The sequence below is a fragment of the Geothrix rubra genome (assembly GCF_030268065.1).
GTDB classification, from domain to species: Bacteria; Acidobacteriota; Holophagae; order Holophagales; family Holophagaceae; genus Geothrix; species Geothrix rubra.
Genome location: NZ_BSDD01000001.1, coordinates 563075 through 580597 on the forward strand (window position 1 = coordinate 563075; position 17523 = coordinate 580597).

15 protein-coding genes and 3 tRNA genes are annotated in these 17523 nt (G+C 69.9%); 5 read left to right on the forward strand and 13 right to left on the reverse strand.

What is annotated here, in order from left to right:
* Positions 1–21: 21 nt before the first annotated feature.
* The 6 genes from glmU to QSJ33_RS02520 form a co-directional block, all read right to left on the reverse strand.
* On the reverse strand, positions 22–1419 hold the full coding sequence (gene glmU, locus QSJ33_RS02495; RefSeq protein ID WP_285722650.1) for a bifunctional UDP-N-acetylglucosamine diphosphorylase/glucosamine-1-phosphate N-acetyltransferase GlmU: 1398 nt from the start codon (positions 1417–1419) through the stop codon (positions 22–24).
* A gap of 40 nt (positions 1420–1459) precedes the next feature.
* Positions 1460–3442, reverse strand: a complete 1983-nt coding sequence (locus QSJ33_RS02500) for a hypothetical protein (protein ID WP_285722652.1) — start codon at positions 3440–3442, stop codon at positions 1460–1462.
* 24 nt (positions 3443–3466) lie between these two features.
* Positions 3467–4168, reverse strand: coding sequence for an aminotransferase class IV (locus QSJ33_RS02505; RefSeq protein WP_285722654.1), 702 nt, complete (start codon positions 4166–4168; stop codon positions 3467–3469).
* 3 nt (positions 4169–4171) lie between these two features.
* Positions 4172–5428, reverse strand: coding sequence for a PdxA family dehydrogenase (locus QSJ33_RS02510; RefSeq protein ID WP_285722656.1), 1257 nt, complete (start codon positions 5426–5428; stop codon positions 4172–4174).
* A gap of 35 nt (positions 5429–5463) precedes the next feature.
* Complete coding sequence (locus QSJ33_RS02515; RefSeq protein WP_285722658.1) at positions 5464–5946, reverse strand: LSm family protein; 483 nt, start codon at positions 5944–5946, stop codon at positions 5464–5466.
* Between the two features lie 199 nt (positions 5947–6145).
* Complete coding sequence (locus QSJ33_RS02520) at positions 6146–7831, reverse strand: two-component system sensor histidine kinase NtrB (RefSeq protein WP_285722660.1); 1686 nt, start codon at positions 7829–7831, stop codon at positions 6146–6148.
* 85 nt (positions 7832–7916) lie between these two features.
* Between QSJ33_RS02520 and QSJ33_RS02525 the strand changes: the two genes are divergently transcribed.
* From QSJ33_RS02525 to QSJ33_RS02535, 3 genes are all read left to right on the forward strand, one after another.
* Entirely contained in the window at positions 7917–8303 is a 387-nt protein-coding gene (locus tag QSJ33_RS02525) for a Fur family transcriptional regulator (RefSeq protein WP_285722661.1), read from the forward strand.
* Positions 8304–8339: 36 nt separating this feature from the next.
* Positions 8340–8414, forward strand: a tRNA-Gly gene (locus QSJ33_RS02530).
* Positions 8415–8466: 52 nt separating this feature from the next.
* A tRNA-Cys gene (locus QSJ33_RS02535) sits at positions 8467–8541 on the forward strand.
* Between the two features lie 109 nt (positions 8542–8650).
* Here the strand turns inward: QSJ33_RS02535 and QSJ33_RS02540 are convergent.
* The 6 genes from QSJ33_RS02540 to QSJ33_RS02565 all read right to left on the reverse strand — a co-directional run bounded on the left by QSJ33_RS02540 (position 8651) and on the right by QSJ33_RS02565 (position 15629).
* Positions 8651–9748, reverse strand: coding sequence for a Kelch repeat-containing protein (locus QSJ33_RS02540; protein WP_285722663.1), 1098 nt, complete (start codon positions 9746–9748; stop codon positions 8651–8653).
* Positions 9749–10047: 299 nt separating this feature from the next.
* Complete coding sequence (locus QSJ33_RS02545; RefSeq protein WP_285722665.1) at positions 10048–10521, reverse strand: PaaI family thioesterase; 474 nt, start codon at positions 10519–10521, stop codon at positions 10048–10050.
* 21 nt (positions 10522–10542) lie between these two features.
* Positions 10543–11079, reverse strand: coding sequence for a hypothetical protein (locus tag QSJ33_RS02550; RefSeq protein ID WP_285722667.1), 537 nt, complete (start codon positions 11077–11079; stop codon positions 10543–10545).
* A 44-nt stretch (positions 11080–11123) separates the two neighbouring features.
* Complete coding sequence (mnmA, locus tag QSJ33_RS02555; protein ID WP_420801373.1) at positions 11124–12242, reverse strand: tRNA 2-thiouridine(34) synthase MnmA; 1119 nt, start codon at positions 12240–12242, stop codon at positions 11124–11126.
* Positions 12243–12320: 78 nt separating this feature from the next.
* Positions 12321–14576 (reverse strand): LptF/LptG family permease, encoded by a 2256-nt coding sequence (locus QSJ33_RS02560; RefSeq protein WP_285722671.1) that lies wholly within the window; start codon positions 14574–14576, stop codon positions 12321–12323.
* Positions 14577–14651: 75 nt separating this feature from the next.
* Positions 14652–15629 carry a KpsF/GutQ family sugar-phosphate isomerase gene (locus QSJ33_RS02565; RefSeq protein ID WP_285722673.1) on the reverse strand — a complete coding sequence of 326 codons (978 nt, stop codon included), beginning with the start codon at positions 15627–15629 and terminating at the stop codon, positions 14652–14654.
* 35 nt (positions 15630–15664) lie between these two features.
* On the opposite strand from QSJ33_RS02565, the gene QSJ33_RS02570 reads away from it, so the two are divergent.
* Together QSJ33_RS02570 and QSJ33_RS02575 are read left to right on the forward strand one after the other, a co-directional pair.
* The gene (locus QSJ33_RS02570) at positions 15665–16288 is read left to right on the forward strand and encodes an LON peptidase substrate-binding domain-containing protein (RefSeq protein ID WP_285722675.1); all 624 of its coding nucleotides are present in this window, start codon (positions 15665–15667) and stop codon (positions 16286–16288) included.
* Between the two features lie 36 nt (positions 16289–16324).
* Positions 16325–16400: transfer RNA gene (locus tag QSJ33_RS02575), tRNA-Ile, on the forward strand.
* A gap of 229 nt (positions 16401–16629) precedes the next feature.
* Here QSJ33_RS02575 and QSJ33_RS02580 read toward each other — a convergent pair.
* Positions 16630–17502 carry a radical SAM protein gene (locus tag QSJ33_RS02580; protein ID WP_285722677.1) on the reverse strand — a complete coding sequence of 291 codons (873 nt, stop codon included), beginning with the start codon at positions 17500–17502 and terminating at the stop codon, positions 16630–16632.
* Positions 17503–17523: the final 21 nt, after the last annotated feature.

Genomic DNA, 17523 nt, shown 5'->3' on the forward strand with positions numbered 1-17523 from the left:
GGGCTCCGGGCGTCCAAAAGACTAGCTTAACCGAGTCGCCTTCTTCTGCCGGGCGCGGACCAGGGAGGCTCCTCCCTCGCGGGAGGTCTGGGGCACGCGGCTCAGGGCCAGGGCGTCGGCCGGCACGTCCTTCGTGATGGTGCTCCCGGCGCCGATGAGGGCCCCGTCGCCGATGGCCAGCGGAGCGACCAGCTGGGTGTCGGATCCGACGAACACGTTCCGGCCGATGAGGGTGCGGTGCTTGTTCACGCCATCGTAGTTGCAGGTGATGACGCCGGCGCCGATGTTCGTCCCCTCGCCGATCTCCGTGTCGCCGAGATACGCGAGGTGGTTGGCCTTGGCGCCCCGCTGCAGCCGGGCCTTCTTGGTCTCCACGAAGTTGCCGACGTGCACCTCCGGTCCGAGGTCCGTCCCCTCCCGGAGCCGGGAGAAGGGACCGACCTTGGATCCGGCGCCGACGACGGCCTGCTCCACCACACAGTAGGGCCGGATCTGGACCCCGACCTCGATGCGGGAGTCGAGGATCACGCTTCCCTGTCCCACCCGGCCGCCCTCGCCGATCACCACGTCGCCTTCCAGCCGGACGGAGGGTTCCAGGATCACGTCCCGGCCAAGGGCCACGCGGGGGCCCACCAGCGTGCTGTCGACCTGGAGGAAGGTCACGCCTTCGGCCATCCAGGCGGCGTTGATCCGGCGCTGGGCAGCGGACTGGAGGGCCGACTGGTCCATCCGCGAATTCATGCCGGCCAGTTCCTCGGGATCGCAGACCTGCACAGCCACAGCTAATTCCCTGGCCACGGCGGCGACGGCGTCCGTGAGGTAGAACTCCTTCTGGGCGTTGTCGTTGGTGAGGCCCTGGAGCGCCCTGCGCAGCGGCCCCCACGGGAGGGCGTAGGCCCCGCCGTTCACCCGGCGGACGGCGCGCTGCTCGGCGTTGGCGTCCTTGGCCTCCACCAGGCCGGCCAGGCGGCCATCGGCATGCTGCAGCACCCGCCCGTAGGACCCGGGCTCGTCGAGGTCCATGGCGAGCAGCAGCGCCTCGGAGGCGCAGAGACGGGCCACGGTCGCAGGGGTGGTCAGGGGCACATCGCCGCAGAGGATGGCCACCCGCGTGGCAGCGAGACGATCCAGCTCTGGGATGCAGACCTGCAGCGCATGGCCCGTGCCCAGGGGTTCCCCCTGGTCCACGGCGGTCACGGGGCAGGGGACGAGGCCCTGGGCCTGCCAGGCCTCCAGGGCGGCCAGCACCTCCGCCTTGCCGTGATGCACGACGACGACGGCGGCCTCGAGGCCCGGCGGAAGGGCGCGCAGCACCCACAGCAGGGAGGGATCTCCCAGGATGGGGTGAAGCACCTTCGGAAGACGCGACTTCATGCGCGTGCCAAGCCCCGCTGCCAGGATCACCGCCACTGTGGACATCGCGCCTCCTCGGTTCAAGCCTACAACAGGCCTGGGGCGCTCAAGCCGACCGGGGCCGCATCAGCGCCAGGAGGGCATGGAGCAGTTCCGCCTCGGGCAGGGGCTTCTCCACGAATCCGAGACGCCGCAGGCCGAGGCCGGAGGGATCCAGGGGGAGCACCTGGCCTTCGCCCATCACCAGGGTGGGAATGGGTTCCCGCTGGAATTTCCGCAGGGCTCCATGGAAGCGCTCCAGCTGGGTGGTCCGCTCCACCAGGAGGGCGTCGGGGGCCACAGCCTCGCGGCTCGTGCGGAGCAGGGCCGCCAGGTCCTCGAAGGCGACGGCCTCCCCGCCCCACCGTCGGATGAGGGCGGAGAGGGCCTCGCGGAGGAGGGGATCGCGGTCCACCACCCAGATCCGGCGACCCGTCAGCGCCCCCTCCGGAAGGGCGGAGGCGGCTGCCGCCTGGGGCAGGTAGACCCTGGGGAGCAACCCGCCGTGCGTGTCCTGCTCCAGGTCCAGGAGGCCGCGAACCCCCTGAACCTCCGCCCGCAGCCAACCCAGGCCCTGCAATTCCCGGGGCAGGCGCCCCCCTTCGCCGGCCGGCCGGGCGGAGAGCAGCGCCCAGGGGCGGCCCCCCAGGTCCACGGGCTCCAGGACGAGCCGGATCTCCCCCCGGGTCCGCTCGGCGGCATGGAGCAGCAGCAGCGTCGCAACCCGGCGGAGGGCCTCCCGTCCCAGCGCCAGCTGCACCGGCGCGACCTCGAGTGTGAGCCTGACGCTCGCGGGGAGCATGGTCCTGAAGAGGGGTTCCAGGGCGGCCAGGGCCGCGGCCCCATCCAGGGGCTCCGCCGGATCCTGGGGCCCCCCGGGCCCCAGGCGGCGGGCGGCTTCGCGGACCCGTGCCGCGGCTTCGCGGATCTCCCCGGCCGGTGCCTCAGCCAGCACCAGTTCAGCAGACGGGAGGAGGGCGGCCAGGGCATTGAGCGCCTGGCGGTGCTCCCCCTCGCCTCCCAGGGGCCGCAGGAACCCGCCTTCCGGCCGGAGGCTCAGGGTGCCTTCCCCCGGATCCGCGATCCACAGGAGCGCCATGCCCCGGTCGAAGGCCGTGGCCTCCAGCTGGACTTCGCGGAAAGCCCCGTCATCGCTGACCTGGGTGGCCGAGGCCGTGCCATGCCCCCGCTGGAGGAGCTGGGTCCGAAGGGCATCCCAGACGGGCGATTCCCCACCCTGGAACAGGGCGTCCATGGCGTATCCGCGGAGCCGGTGCCGGGGGAGACCCACCAGGCGGGAGAAGGGGCCATTGGATTCCAGGACGCGCCCCTTCTCGTCCACCAGCCACTGGGCCTGGCGGGGGTCCAGCCCGAAGGCCAGACCCGGGGCCTCCGGCTCCCGGTGCTGGTCCAGGAGGGCCAGGGCCGTGCGGAGCCCCTGGCCCCGGCCCTCCACCCACGCCCCCTGGTCCTCCAGCCAGCGAAGCTGCTGGAGGGCGACGAGTCCCAGGAGCAGGCCGCCGACGAGGGCGGCGGGCCAGGGCAGACGGGGCGTGTCCGGAGGAAGCGCGGCCTGGGCCAGCGCGCCCAGACCCAGGGCGCCCGCCCCCACGAGGGGCATGCGCAGCTGCAGCAGGCGTCCCCGGGTCCAACGGTAGGCCAGGTCGGACAGCAGCAGCCAGAACAGGGCCTCCAGCGCGGCTCCGGCCCAGAACCGGGGGATGGTCCGCCAGGGCAGGCCCAGCCGCAGGAGGAGCAGGAGCTCGAACAGGGTGGCGCCGCCCACCCCCACGGCAAGGCGGCGGATCCCCTGCACCCCCTCCCGCTGGGCCTGGAGGAAGAGGGTGAAGCCGAAGAGGGCGGCCCCCAGGAGGCCCGTGGGGACGGGGTGGCCGGAGAGCCTGGGCCAGGGCAGGGCCAGGACCGCCAGGATGCCCCCGAGGAAGTACCCGTAGCTGAGCCCGACGCGCCCCTTCCACCGGAAGATCCAGAATCCCAGCCAGGGCGGCAGGGACAGCAGCAGGGCAGCGATCAGGTCCTGGAAGCCCATGAGGGATCCTCGGGTGCTGGGGATTCAGAGGAGGATAGCTGGCCAGAAGCCGCGGACGGCATTGAGGCACCAGAGGCGGCCTTCGCCCGCCTGGTCCAGGCGGATCTCCTCCCTCCGCAGGTCCAGGCCCCGGGCTGCGGCCCAGGTCGGCACCTCGAGGGTCTCCGTGAGGCTGGCCACCCGCCCGGCGGGGGGCGGGAGGATCAGCGCCCCCTCCACCTCCAGGCCCAACGCGGCGAGGGTGGTCTCGGCCAGGGTGCCGTCGGGCCAGAGCAGGAGGGCATCCTCGGCCCCTCGGCTCCGGGCCGCGGCCAGGGCCGGTTGGCGCCAGGGTCCCGAGAGCCCCTTGTGGCGGGCCAGGGCACTGCCGCGGAGGTCTCCCATGGGGTGGGGCAATGGGGCGAGGCGATAGGGAAAGGGCGTCGAAGGCAGCGGTTCCAGGCGGGCCGACACGAGCCCTTCGGGTCCGTGGAGGGCGAGCCGGAGCGCCCGGTCCCCCGGGATTCCGGCGCCGGCGATCCAGGCCCTGATCGCCGGCGCCAGGCCACTGATCCAGGGGGCCGGCAGGGCGAGGGCTCCGGCGCCATCCTCCAGGCGGGAGAGGTGGGCCGCCAGGTGCTGGGGAAGGCCTCCCGCCACCCGAAGGGCGGTTCGCGGCCCCTCCCCGACGGGAACGGGGTGGCCTGCGGGCCAGGCAGCGGCTCCGGGACCGAACAGCGCGAACATCCCTCAGGCTCCGGAGCGGTCCAGCTCCGCCTGCCAAGGCTGCCCATGGGCCCGGCCCGCCAGGCGCACCGCCAGGGCGGCGGCTTCCTGGAAGTTCGTGGGGCTGGAGATCCAGCGACCGGCCTTGTCGAAGGCCGTGCCGTGGTCCGGGCTGGTCCGGATGAAGGGCAGCCCCAGGGTCAGGTTGACGGCCCGCTCCGGCTCGAGGACCTTCACGGGAATCAGGCCCTGGTCGTGATAGAGCGCCACCACCACGTCGAATTCGCCCTTGGCGGCCCGGTGGAAGAGGCTGTCGGAGGGCAGGGGTCCGAAGAAGGCGGGCACCTGCCGGCGGGGCGGATGCAGCCCCGGTCCGGGCAAGGTCACCTCCAGCCCTGGGGCGGGCATCTCCAGAGCCGGGAGGGTTTCCCGGTCCCTCGCGTCCGCGCCCCGGAACGGCGAAGGGACGTCCTGGAAGGGGCCGCCCTCGCGGTCCCCGAAGGCCATGAAGGCGGCCTCGGCCAGGGCGATGGCCTCGCGAAGCTGAGCCTCCTCATCGCCAAAGGCCCCGTTCTCGCCCGCATGGGGATTGAGCGCGCAGAGCGCCACCCGCAGGTCCCGCTTGCCCGTGAGCTCGATGAACCGGTCGGCAGTGAAAGCGAGGGTCTCGGCCACCGCCTCGGCATCCAGATTCTCCACCACGGAGCGGAGGCTCTGGTGGACCGTATGCAGCACCACGGAGAGGCTGGGGCTCACGAAGGCCATCCGCGTGAGCGGGGAGCCGGCCAGTTCCTGGAGGAACTCCGTGTGGCCCGGGATGTCGTGGCCGGCGAGGTGGGCCGCGGCCTTGGCCATGGGCAGCGTGACCAGGGCGTCTGCGGCTCCGGAGAGGACCACCTGGGCGCCCGCCCGGATGGCCTCCACCGTGGCGGTGCCGGAGGCCGGGGAGCCTTCGCCCAGCGTCAGATCGGCGGCGGCGATGCCGGGCGTCGGATCCAGCCAGAGGGCGCGGCCGCCCGGTTCCCTTCCTTCGCCCCGGGGCCGCGTCTCCAGGCCAGCCACGGTGCCTTCAAACCCCGCGGGGGGAGGGAAGGGCGGGTCGATCCAGCGCCAGTCCACGGACCGGCCCGGCACCTCCAGGAGCAGGTCCACGCCGGCCCGGGCGCCGAGCACGACGACCTCGGCCCAGGCTTCCAGGGTTCCCAGGGAACGGAGCAGCAGCTCAGGACCGATCCCGCAAGGGTCTCCGAGGGTGATGGCGAGGCGGGGCCGTCGGACCATGGGCGCTCCGGAAAGGGCGGAAGGGCCGCCGATCCTCAGTCGTAGACCGGGATCTCAACCTCCGGAACCGGGGCGTCTTCCTTCTTGGCCGTGCGGGTCCGCCGGATCCGAGGCTCCTCTTCCTGCTTGTAGATGTACTTGATGTTGTGCTTGGGGACGAGGACGTTCGGCTCCTTCACCCGGTTGATCTTGAGGCAGTGTTTGTCGTACCACTCGATGACGCCGCGCACCTTCTCATCGTCCTGGAGGACGATCACCATCGGAGTCTTCGCCTGCATCTGCTTGAGGTAGTAGAAGCTTTCCGCGTTGGTCTGTTCCGGGGGGGCGATCCGGCGCCGGGGGCTGCCGGGCCCCTGGGGGGCCGTGGCCGCGGAAGGATTGGTGATCGGATTGGGTTCGCCGCCCGCGGTGACCGGCGAGGGCGTCGGGGTGATCCCCTCACCGCCGGCAGGCTTGGCGGGGAGGCCGAGCCTGTCCTTGAGCTCGCTGAGATTCGGGCGGATGAGCTTGCGGTTCATGGGAATCCTGCGGGGGTTCGGAGATCCGGAGGTCGTGTCAAAGGTATCGGCCTTGCGAGCCGTTCCCTTCGACCGGACAGGACTCGCTGCTGGGCAGGAAGCCGCACGATGTCGGAGGGGATGACCCACTGTGGCAGGAGCCAAGCGGACCCTGCAAGGGAGATTGCCTCTGTTTGGATGCTTGAAAGCTGACCGAAGTTTAGACCCTTCCCTCCCCCGGCGCCACGGGGATTGATGGAGTAAAAACCGGCAGGGTGAGCTGGACGGTCGTCCCCTTTCCGGGGTGGCTCTGGACCTCCAGCTGCCAACCCATCTCCTGGGTCAGCTTGTAGACCAGGCTCATGCCCAGCCCCGTGCCCTCTTCGAAGGATCCGGCGAAGGGCACGAAGAGGCGCTCCAGCTGCATCCGGTCCATGCCGCAGCCATTGTCCTCCACGAGGATCCTGGCCCGATCCCCTTCGCGCCGGGCCTCCAGGCGGACCTGGGGCGCGGGCGTGTTCCGAACGGCCTTGCGGGCATTGCTCAGCAGGTTCATGAGGACCCGGTGCACCTCCAGGGGATCCGCGTGGAAGGCCACCTCCGGGGCACTGGCGGGCGCCAGGGGGATCCCCCGGGCGCGGGGGTCCATCTCCCAGCTCCCCCGCGCCTCCTCCAGCACCTTCGGGAGCCAGAGCACCTGCGGGGCCGGCTGGCCGGGGCGGGCGAAATCGAGGAAGTCGGAGACGATGCCGTTCACGCGCTGGGTCTCGCGTTCCAGGATCCCGAGCACCCGGTCCTTCACGTCATGGCCCGGCCCGGAGGTCTGAAGCAGCTGCACACACCCGCTGATGGAAGCCAGCGGATTGCGCAGCTCGTGGGCCAGGCCCGCAGCCAGCTGTCCCACGGTGGCCAGCCGCTCGCTGATGCGGGTCCGTTCCGCCAGGGCCTTCAGCTCGGTGAGATCCTGGAAGAGCAGGAGGTGACCGGTGGTCTGGCCGTCGGCCCCCCGCAGGGAGGCCAGGTGGCCGCCCAGCACCCGCACACCCCGGCCGGGGGTCTCGATCGAGAACTCGAACCGATGCTCCCGTCCTCGCTGGATGGGCAGGGGATCTCCGAGGGGCAGGAGCTCCTGGACGGGCCGTCCTGCGGGGATGGCGCGCCCCAGGATGGCCTCCGCCGCGGGGTTGGCCGAGGTGATCCGGTCCTCCAGATCCAGCGTGATGAGCCCCGAGGACATGGACTCCACCACCCGGAGGTGGAGGGCGGAGAGTTCGCCCACGGCGGCTTCGGAGGCACTGAGGTCTGTCTTGAGGCTCTCCAGGTTGCGCCGGATCAGCACCACCACCAGGGTGGCGGCGAAGATCTGGATGGAGGCAAGACCGAGGATGAAGGTGAGGCTTCCGGGATCCAGGTCCGGGCCGGGGCCCGACTCGCCGAAAGCCGGAAAGACGTCGAACAGGAAGCCCAGTACCACCAGGATGTGCGTGAACGAAGACAGGACGCCCACCCACACGATCTCCGTGGTGCCGACATAGAACGCCGAAGCCAGCACCGGGAAGATGTAGAGGGTGGAGAACCGCTCCTGCGTCACCCCCTGGTAGGCGATGATGAGGGACACCAGGACCAGATCCAGCGCCAGGTTCCAGCGGATCCAGGGGAGACTGGGGGTGGGGAACACGCGCCCCAGGTGCGGGAGCCCGCGGCCGGCCTCCCAGGCCGCTTCGACCAGAAGCAGGACCAGGGCCAGGACGTAGACATTCTCCCCTGGCCCCATGGCCCTGCCTTCCTGGGGGAGGGCCAGGTGCAGGACGAGCAGGCCGAAGCTGGCGAAGAGCCGGAAGCTGAGGGGCAGGAAGGGCTGGCTGGCCTGGGAGGCCTCCGGCGAGCCTGAGGTGCGGGGGAGCATAGGGGGCTAGCATGCCCGAATCTGGCATCCTAGGGGTATGTCAGCCCCCGAGGTCCCCCACTCGCCTTCCCTGCGCGCCGCAGGCATGCGACAGACCCCCCAGCGGGAGGGCATCCTGCGGGTCCTGCTCGATTCGGACCGACCCCTCACGGTCGAGGAGATCTGGGAACGCATGCCCGATCGGCGCTCCGGGCTCCCGACCATCTACCGGAACCTCGAACGCTTCGTGCAGGAGGGCTGGGCCGAGAGCATCCTCGGGGCGGATCAGGTCATGCGCTTCGTCCGCTGCAATTCCCGGCACCACCATCACCACCTCCAGTGCGAGCGCTGCGGCCGGATGGCGGAGGTGGACGCCTGTGGGCTCGACGCCTCCCTCGCAGAGATGGAGCGCATCTCGGGGTTCCACATCACACGTCATCAGTTGATGCTCTTCGGCCTCTGCCCGAGCTGCCGCGCCGAAAAAGATCGTTGACCGTCCCAGCGCCCATTGCTAGGATCTAAGTCTCATGCGGGTGTAACTCAGTGGTAGAGTGCAACCTTGCCAAGGTTGAAGTCGTGGGTTCAAATCCCATCACCCGCTCCACCACCCCGGGCCGCACCAGCGGCCCGGGTCGTTTCAGAAGCAGGTCCAGCAAGGCGCCGTAGCCAAGTGGTAAGGCCGCAGACTGCAAATCTGCCATTCATCGGTTCGATTCCGATCGGCGCCTCCAACGAAGCCCCCGCAAGGGGGCTTCTTCGTCCCCGGGGATCGGGGCTCCGCGGGGCGTACAGCCGTACGGCACCCCGCGCGTCAGGGGTGCGTCACCCTCTCCGGGCGGGCTAGGGAACCTGGATGATCTCCGCGCTGGAGACGGCAGGCCCTGTGGTGACGAGCCGTCCGACCGCCAGCACCTTCCCGCTGGGGAGCAGCGTGGCCGTGTGGTAGATCCGCGGGAGGTTGAGACTGCCCGTGGTCGTCCAGGTTCCCGCGCCCGGATCGTAGATCTCCGCGTTGGCGAGGACCCCCGTGGCATTCCCGCCCCCCGTCACCAGCACCTTCCCGTTCGCGAGCAACGTCGCGGTCTGGACGCTGCGCGCCACGCTCAAGTTCCCGGTAGGGGTCCAGGTCCCCGCGGCCGGGTCGTAGAGCTCGGCCGTCGCGAGATGGGTGGTCGAGAACCCGCCGACGACCAGCACCTTGCCGTTGGGGAGGAGGGTCGCCGAGTGGTCGTCCCGGGGCGCGCCGATGCTCGTGGTCGGGCTCCAGAGGCCCGTGGACGGGTCGTAGATCTCTGTGCTGGCCCCCACCACGAGCACCGTTCCGTTGGGCAGCAGGGTCGCGGTGTGGCAGACCTGAGCCGTCCCCAGGCTTCCAGTGGTAGTCCAGAGACCGGTCGCAGGATCGTAGACCTCGGCGCTTGCAAGGTACCCGGAGGCCCCACTGCCACCGGCCACGAGCACCCGTCCATCGGAGAGGAGGGTGGCCGTGTGGAACATGCGCGCCGTGGCCAGACTGCCCGTGGCGGCCCAGGTTCCCTTCGAGGGATCGTAGATTTCGGCGCTCGCCTGGCCCGCAGGTTCGGTGCCCCCTCCCACCACGAGCACGGTTCCGTTCTTGAGCAGGGTGGCCGTGTGGTACCCGCGGCCCGTTCCCATGCTTCCCGTGGCCGTCCAGGTGCCCGCGGCGGGGTCGTAGATCTCGGCACTGGTGAGGTTCAGGGTGGCCCCGTAGCCACCGGCCACGAGCACCTTCCCGTTCGGCAGCAGGGTCGCGGTGTGGCAGCCCCGTCCGGCGACCAGGCTTCCCGTGTAGGCCCAGGTTCCGGGTGGGGGAGGGGGTGTCCCCGCGGCCTCCGTGGATTTGCTCCCGCCCCCGCATCCCAGGATCAGGACCAGCGAAGCGGCCAGGGAGACAAGGCAGGCGCGGACCCCATTCACAACGACCTCCGTGAGGATCTGAAGACGATCAGGTGGAAAAATAAGGCACGGGCTTATCCATCTAATCTAAGTCCCTTACCAAATCCGCACCAGACTCCCGATTCAAATTGTATCTTTATTTTACAATCGCAGAAATAAGGAATGACATGCAAGTTGATTTCATACAAATGTTTACATGTTGTCTTGAAAAGGATGTCGAAATGAATGAACCAGGGACCGCCCCCTTCCAGCCCTGGCGTCCGTTGCCACGGGCGGTTGGCAGGGGGGACCTGGCTGGGTTCCCGGAGGACTCCCGAGGGTCAGGACCCCTGGCTGAAATGGTCTGGCATCTGCACGGCCACCACCTCGCCGCGGGCCGTGGTGAGCCCGGCGGCCGACACCGTGGCCTCCACGACCACACGGCGGCCCTTGATCTCCTTCACCCGCCCCCGGATCTCCAGCTCGCCGCCAAGCGGAGTGGGCCGGAGGTAGTCCACGTGCAGGGAGGCCGTCACGAACCGGTAGGCCGGCAGGCTGTCCATGGCCCGTCCTTCCTGGCGGTACATGGCTGCGGCCGCGGTGCCGGTGCCATGGCAGTCCACCAGGGAGGCGATGAGCCCACCGTAGACAAAGCCGGGAATGGCCATGTGTTCAGGGCGTGGCTGGAACCGGGTGACGGACTCCTCTCCCTCCCACCGGGTCTGGATCCGGTGCCCGGACGCGTTCAGGCGGCCGCAGCCGTAGCAGTGGGCGACGTTCTCAGGGTAGAAGTCCTGGAAGGCGGGCTCGGACATGGTTCCTCCGCGGCTGCGGGTTCAGGCGCTCCGGCGACGCGCGGCCGTCCCCAGGATGACGCCGAGGACCACGGACCAGAGTGCCGCGAGGCCCACCTGGAAATCCACGGGCAGGCTGAAGGTGAGGGTGTGGGCGGGCACCCAGAACCAGAGGAGCGTCCAGAGCGCCGGTGCCATGCCCTCGAACCCGCGGCGCCGGAGGATGAGGTTGTCCTCCAGCCGGTGGAACAGCATCATCTGCGGCCCGAAGAACAGGTTCGTGAGGGCCGACAGCGCGAAGGCCAGCCCCACCCCGGAACCCAGGAAGGCGGGCAGCATGCGGTGCTCCAGGAGGGCGAGGGTGAAGCCGCGCATGCCCACGAAGCCCGCCTTGATGACGAGGCCCAGCAGGGCCCAGGCGCCGACCTTGGCGAGGAGCTCCAGGGAGGTGCAGGGCAGGGCCGGGCGGCGGGCCCGGAGCCCGGCGGCGATCAGCTCGCCCAGGGTGCCCAGCAGCCCGAACTGGCAGGCGGCGGAGAGGAGGGGATGGGACTGGACCCAGAGGCGGTAGGCGAGCATTCCGGAAGCCTAGCCGGGAAGGCGCGCGGCACGGATCACAGCGTTCAGGGACGCGCGTCGATCCACCCGCCGCCGAGCACCTCGTCGTCCCGGTAGAAGACCACCGCCTGGCCGGGCGCCAGGGCCCGCTGCGGCTCGGCGAAGGCCACCTTCACCCGGCCGTCCGCCAGGGGGATGACCAGGGCCTCCGCCTCGGGACTGCGGCTGCGGACCTTGGCGCCGCAGGCCAGCGGACCTCGCGGCGCTGCTCCGACCCAGCTCAGCTCCCGGGCCACCAGCTCCCGCCCCGCCAGGTCCGCCTCTCCCCCGACCCAGACCGTGTTCGTGTCCCGGGCCACCCGGACCACATAGAGGGGCTCCGCGAATGCCACGCCCAGTCCCCGGCGCTGGCCCACGGTGTACCGCCAGTAGCCCTGGTGGCGCCCCAGGAGCCGCCCGTCCACATGGCGGATGTCCCCCGCTCCCGCGCCCGGATCCCGACCCTCGGCCTCCAGGAAGGCGTCGTAGCGGTCCTGGGTGACGAAGCAGATCTCCTGGCTCTCCGCCTTGTCGGCCAGGTGCAGCCCCAGCTCGGCCCCCAGGGCACGGACTTCCGGCTTGGTGAGGCCCGCCAGGGGGAAGAGCGTGCGGGCCAGGGTGCGCTGGGTGTGGTGGAAGAGGAAGTAGCTCTGGTCCTTCGCCGGGTCGCCGGCCTTCCACAGGTGCCAGCCCGCCTCGTCCCGGGTGATGCCTGCGTAGTGCCCCGTGGCGATGAAGGGGGCGCCGAGCTCGTCCGCCCGCTCGACCAGGGCCGCAAACTTGAGGTGCTGATTGCAGCGAATGCAAGGGCTTGGTGTTTCCCCATCCAGGTACCCCTGGATGAACCCCTCGATGACCGTCTCCCGGAAGCGGGTCTCGAAGTCCATCACGTAGTGGGGGAACCCCAGCTCGAAGGCGACCCGCCTGGCATCCTGGAAATCATCCAAGGTGCAACATTTCCCATCGGATGCTCCAGCGGTCTTCTTGTCGAAGAGCTGCATGGAGAGGCCGATGACCTCATGGCCTGTCCGGTGCAGGAGCGCCGCCATCACGGAGCTGTCCACGCCGCCGGACATGGCTGCCAGGACCCGGTCTCCGGGGCGCAGGGTGGGGTGGGCCTGGAGGCTGGCCAGGGCCTTTTCCATCAAGGGACTACGCATGGGTCCATCTTCCCATGGCGCGGGCGGGTTCCTTGGTCCTGGCGACCGGGGAGGAGGCCGCCATCAAGTCCTCAGCTGGCGCAGGCGGAGAAGGGACACGCTGAGCAGGAGCAGCAGCGGTGCCAGGACCCCCCAGGTGGCCGGGATCTCCGAGGCCCGGGCGGCTCCGCCGAACAGGGCCTGCAGCCCCAGGAACAGCAGGCCGGCCACGAGACCCGCCCCCAGGGCCTGACCCCGGCCCTGTCGGGGCCCAGGAAAGGCGAACGAGAGCATGGCCAGCACCAGGCAGGGCCCCGCCAGCCACCCCAGGAGCCGGCTCCAGAGCATGTAGGCCCGCTCCGGATCCGGGGCCCAGCGCTGCCAGTGGAAAAGATCGAAGGTGGAAGCCTCCTCGGCCGACGGGGTGTTGCGCAGGGAACGTTCGGGGAAGAGCTGGTCGGCGGGGGGACCCTGGACCATGTGCAGTCCACCCCATGCCAGGGCCTCCGAGTTCACCTCCCCCAGACGCCAGCCCAGGAGGAGGGGCGCCTCTCCCGGCGCCTTCAGGGGGAACCCCCAGCGCTGCTCGCCCTCCAGTTTCCACAGGACCCCCGTGGACCCCAGGTACAGCCAGGGCCGGGTGGTCGAGACGTTTTCAGACCGTTTCAGGATTTCCCTGTAAAGGCGGTTGGCACGGCTGGTTGCCATTGGTGCAATCCAGGCCTGGAGCAGGAGGGTGAAGGCCGTGACCCCAGCCCAGGCGACCCGGCTGCTCCAGAGCCACCGGACCAGGCTGACGCCTCCGGCCCTCAAGGCCAGCCACTCCCGGCTGAGGGCCCCCTCTGACAGCGCCAGGAGGGAGCCCAGGAGGAAGGCCATGGGCAGGGCGATGGCGAGGAAGGGGGGGAGATTCCAGATCCAATAGTCCATGAATACATAGAAATGGACATTATTCTTCGACAGATCTCCCGCCAGGCTCGCATATTCCACCAGGAAGTTGAGCAGCAGGAGGGTGCCCAGGGCCGAGGCCCAGTTGCGGTACCAGCCAAGGGTCGACCAGTGCCGGAGGATGCCGTGCCGGGTCCCCTTGCCATGGATCCACCGCTTCATCCGGGTCTCGTTGGCCCGCCACCATTCCAGGGCGGGCGTCACCCGGGAGCGCAGCGGCGCCAGCCAGGGTCCCAGACGCAGGCCCACCCGGCTCGGATGATGGGGTCGCAGGCGCTGCTGGAGGAGGAACCAACCCCAGACCAGGAAGGGGAACGGGATGAGCAGAAGGGGTACAGGTGTTTTGAATTTTTCACCTATCCACATGTTTTCAATGTACTTCATCCCAATGTAGTAGAGCATGATCATGCCCATGCTCCGGAGGATGGCCCCGCCTTTGTAGAACCGGGGGTGGCCGAAGCCGAGCCCGATGCCCAGCAGGAGCAGCGCCGCGGAGGCGATGGGCAGGGTGATCCGACGGCAGAGTTCCATGTCCGCCTGGAGCCGGGTGCTCTTCCAGGCGAGGGGGTCCTGGCCGGGACCCAGGGGGGCCCGGCTCAGGCGAAGCAGGTTCGGGGTCCTCTCCTGGCGCAACGGGGTCGGGGACAGGAGGCGGGTGCCGGAGGGCAGGGCGAAGCGGAAGACCTGCTGGGCCTGGTGGAGGTTGATGACGCTCCCCTGGGAGGCCGCTCCCGGGCCGGGCGGCTGGTAGAGCGCCCCGTTGAGGCCATCCAGGCGCAGCTGCAGCTCGGAGGAGCCATCGGCTCCGGTCTCGACCGCATAGGTCATGGACGCCGCGGTCAGGTGCTGCACGCCCTGGGGGGTCGATTCCATGATGTGGACCTGGCCTTCGGGCGAAACCCAGAAGGCGGAATCCGGGGACCCCGGCGGGAACCAGGGGGGGCCGCCGGGGCGGAGGAACCTGGACTTGGCCTCCTCGGCCATGCGCGTCTTGAGGTGCTGCTGGTACTGGCTGGCCGCGGGCACCAGCAGGTGGGCATTCAGGGTGGCAAGGACCAGGAGGAAGGTGGCCAGGATCGTCCAGGGCTGCAGCCAGGTCCGGCGACCGGCCCCGAGCCCCTGGGCCGCCACCAGTTCGGAGCCCTCCATCATCTGCTGGGTTCCCAGCAGGCCTCCGAGGACCGCCGCCATCGGCAGCACCATGCCCAGGATCTCGGGCAGCGCCGTGAGCAGCAGCGGGATCAGCCAGCGCATGGCGGCGCCCTGGGTGAAGATCTCCTTGGAGATCGCCACCACCTCGTTGGCCAGGAGCAGGGCCCCGTAGAAGACCAGGGCCCCGAGGAGGGGCACGGTCCACCGGCGCAGGATGTAGCGGGTCAGGATCGTGGGCATCAAGGGGCCTGATTTGACTTTCGATAATGTATATTATGTAACCTCAAACGCCAGCCACGAGGGCCCACCATCCTGCTACAAGACCTTCGCTGCCAGCAGATCGTGGATGTGCACGAGCCCACAGGGACGACCCTCCCGCTCCACCATCAGGAAGGTGATCTTCCGGGATTCCATCTTGGCGGCGGCCTCCACAGCCAAGGCTTCCCCATCGATCCGCACCGGGGTGCGGGACATCAGCTGGTCGGCCTTCAACAGGAGCGGGTTCCAGCCCTCCCGTTCGGCGGACTCCAGGCCGCGCCGGAGGTCCCCGTCCGTGATGACGCCTAGGAGGTGGTCGCCCTCCATGACGCTGGTCATGCCGAAGTGCCCATTGGTCATGGCGGCCAGGATCGCCGTCAGCGGGGCGTCCGCCGCGACGCGGGGCCAGTCGGTATGCATCAATGCTTTTGTCTTCAGAAGTTTGGCGCCAAGACTTCCAGCGGGATGATAGAGCGCGAAATGGTCCCGGGTGAAGCCCCGGCGGTCCATGAGCGTGGCCGCCAGCAGGTCGCCCCAGACGAGCTGGAGGGTGGTGCTGGCCATGGGCGCCAGGTCCAGGGGGCAACCCTCGCCCTGGGGCAGTCGATAGAGGAACCGCCACGTGGCCGCCTGGCAGAGGCTGCTCTCGGCCTTGGCCGTGATGGCCGCCAGGGGGACGCCCATCCGGACAAGACTCGGTAACAGCCGAACCACCTCCTCGGATTCCCCGCTGTTGGACAGGGCCAGCACCGAATCGGCACCGGTGACCATGCCCAGGTCGCCATGGAGGGCCTCGGCGGGGTGCAGGTAGAGGCTGGGGCACCCCGTGGAAGCCAGGGTGGCGGCCACCTTCTGCGCCACCAACCCGGACTTGCCCATGCCGGTCAGCACCACCCGGCCACCGCGGTCCAGGACCATGGCGCACCAGGCATCCACGGCCGCCCGGTCCCAGGTGGACTGGAGATCCGTCAGGGCATTGAGGGCAGCGTCCAGAACGGCATCGGCGGCTCCTGAGGGCTGGTTCTCATCCTTCACGGTGGCGGCTCCGATGGGGTTGCAATCAGGGAACCATGCTACCAGCCATCCTTCCGCTCTTCCCCCTGCCCCAGGTCGTGCTCTTCCCGCACACCTTCGTGCCGCTGCACATTTTCGAGCCCCGCTACCAGGACATGACGGTCCAGGTGCTCAACTCCCACCACCACCTGGTCCTGGTGCTGATGCGCGAGCCCTCGGCCGACGATCCGCTCGGTGAGCGTGCCCCCACCTTCGACGTGGGCTGCGTGGCCGAGGTGGTGCGGGCCGAGCCACTCACGGGCGGAAGGTGGAACCTCCTGGTCCAGGGCAAGGAGGCCACGCGGATCCTCGAGGAGGTACCCGGCCAGCCCTTCCGCCAGGCCCGCACCGAGGCGCTGCCCTTCGATGGTTCCATCCTCTGGCCAGGCCCCCACCGGCGTCGGCTCATGGAGGCCCTCCACGGCTATGCGAAGGACCAGGACATCGAGGCCCAGCTCAAGGAACTGCTCGACCTCCCCCTGGAAGACGAGGCCCGCCTCAACACCCTGGCCATGGCCCTCGACTTCGAACCCACCGAGCGGCAGTTCCTCCTGGAAGCCCGGGATCTCCCGACCCTGGCCGACCGCATGCTCCAGCTCCTGGAATTCGCCGGGAACGGCCGCGACCTCCAGGGCCTGTAGGCCTGCGTCCGGAGCCGGCTTTGCTACACTGCCCCTGGCCCTGTAGCTCAGCGGTCAGAGCTGGCGGCTCATAACCGCTTGGTCGTGGGTTCGAACCCCACCGGGGCCACCATTCGCCAGGATAGGCGAATAGGACGGCATCGCCGAAGGCGATGGCCGCCCGAAGGGCGAGGGCACAAGACGTGTCCGAGTCACCATTTCGCAGGACAGCGAAATAGGACGGCATCGCTGAAGGCGATGGCCGCCCGGAGGGCGAGGGCACAAGACGTGCCCGAGTTACGAGGAGGTTGCCGGAGCCCTTGTTTCGGCGGAGCCGGGAGCCCTCGCCGGACGCCCCGCGCCTACAGCCCCCGGGCCCACTCCGGCCGAAGGGGGCGGCGCCCGGCCAGGGCCTCGTCGAGAACGGCCAGGATGGCCTCCCGATCCCGGGGGAGGCGGCCGCCGAGGGGCAGGTAATTGGAGGCATGGTTGGACCGGAAGATGGCCGAGGTGGGGCGGGCCTCCCCGACGAACCACCGCAGCTCCGCAAGCAGGCCGGGGACCTCGGGAAGCTCGAACCGGCCCTGGCCTTCCAGCCGTGCGAGCGGTGTGCCCGGAACCACCGTCAGGGTGAGGGTCGAGAGGTACTTCGGATCCATGGCCGTGGCGAGTTGCCCCGAGGCGCGGGCGTGGGCCTCGCTCCGCTCGCGGCCTCCGGCTCCCAGCAGGAAGATGAGGGACTGGTCCATGCCCGCCTCCCGGGCCTTCCGCGCGGCCTCCACGTGGTCCGCCGCGGTGGCGCCCTTCGCGAGCCGGTGCAGGGTCACGTCATCCCCCGATTCGGGACCGAGGTAGAGGAGCGAGAGGCCCAGGTCGCGGAGACGCTTCAGCTCTTCGGGTGTCTTCGCCAGGAGGTTCCGCGCCGTGGCGTACGTGCCCACCCGGCGCAGCCGGGGGAAGGCGTGGGCCAGGGCCCGCAGGATGGGCTCCCAGTGGCCCAGGTCCATGATGAGCGGGTCCCCGTCCGCCACGAAGACATGCCGCACCTCGGCTCCGAACCGGGCCCCGGCCTCGGCGATGTCCGCGAGGATGGCGTCCAGGGCCCGCACCTCGAACCGCTTGGACCGGTACATGGCGCAGTAGGTGCAGGCATTCCAGGAACAGCCGAGGGTGGCCTGGAGGATGAAGGATTCGGCCTCGCTGGGCGGTCGGAAGAGGGGCTCGTCGTAGCGCACGGAGCCATTGTCGCCCAGGGC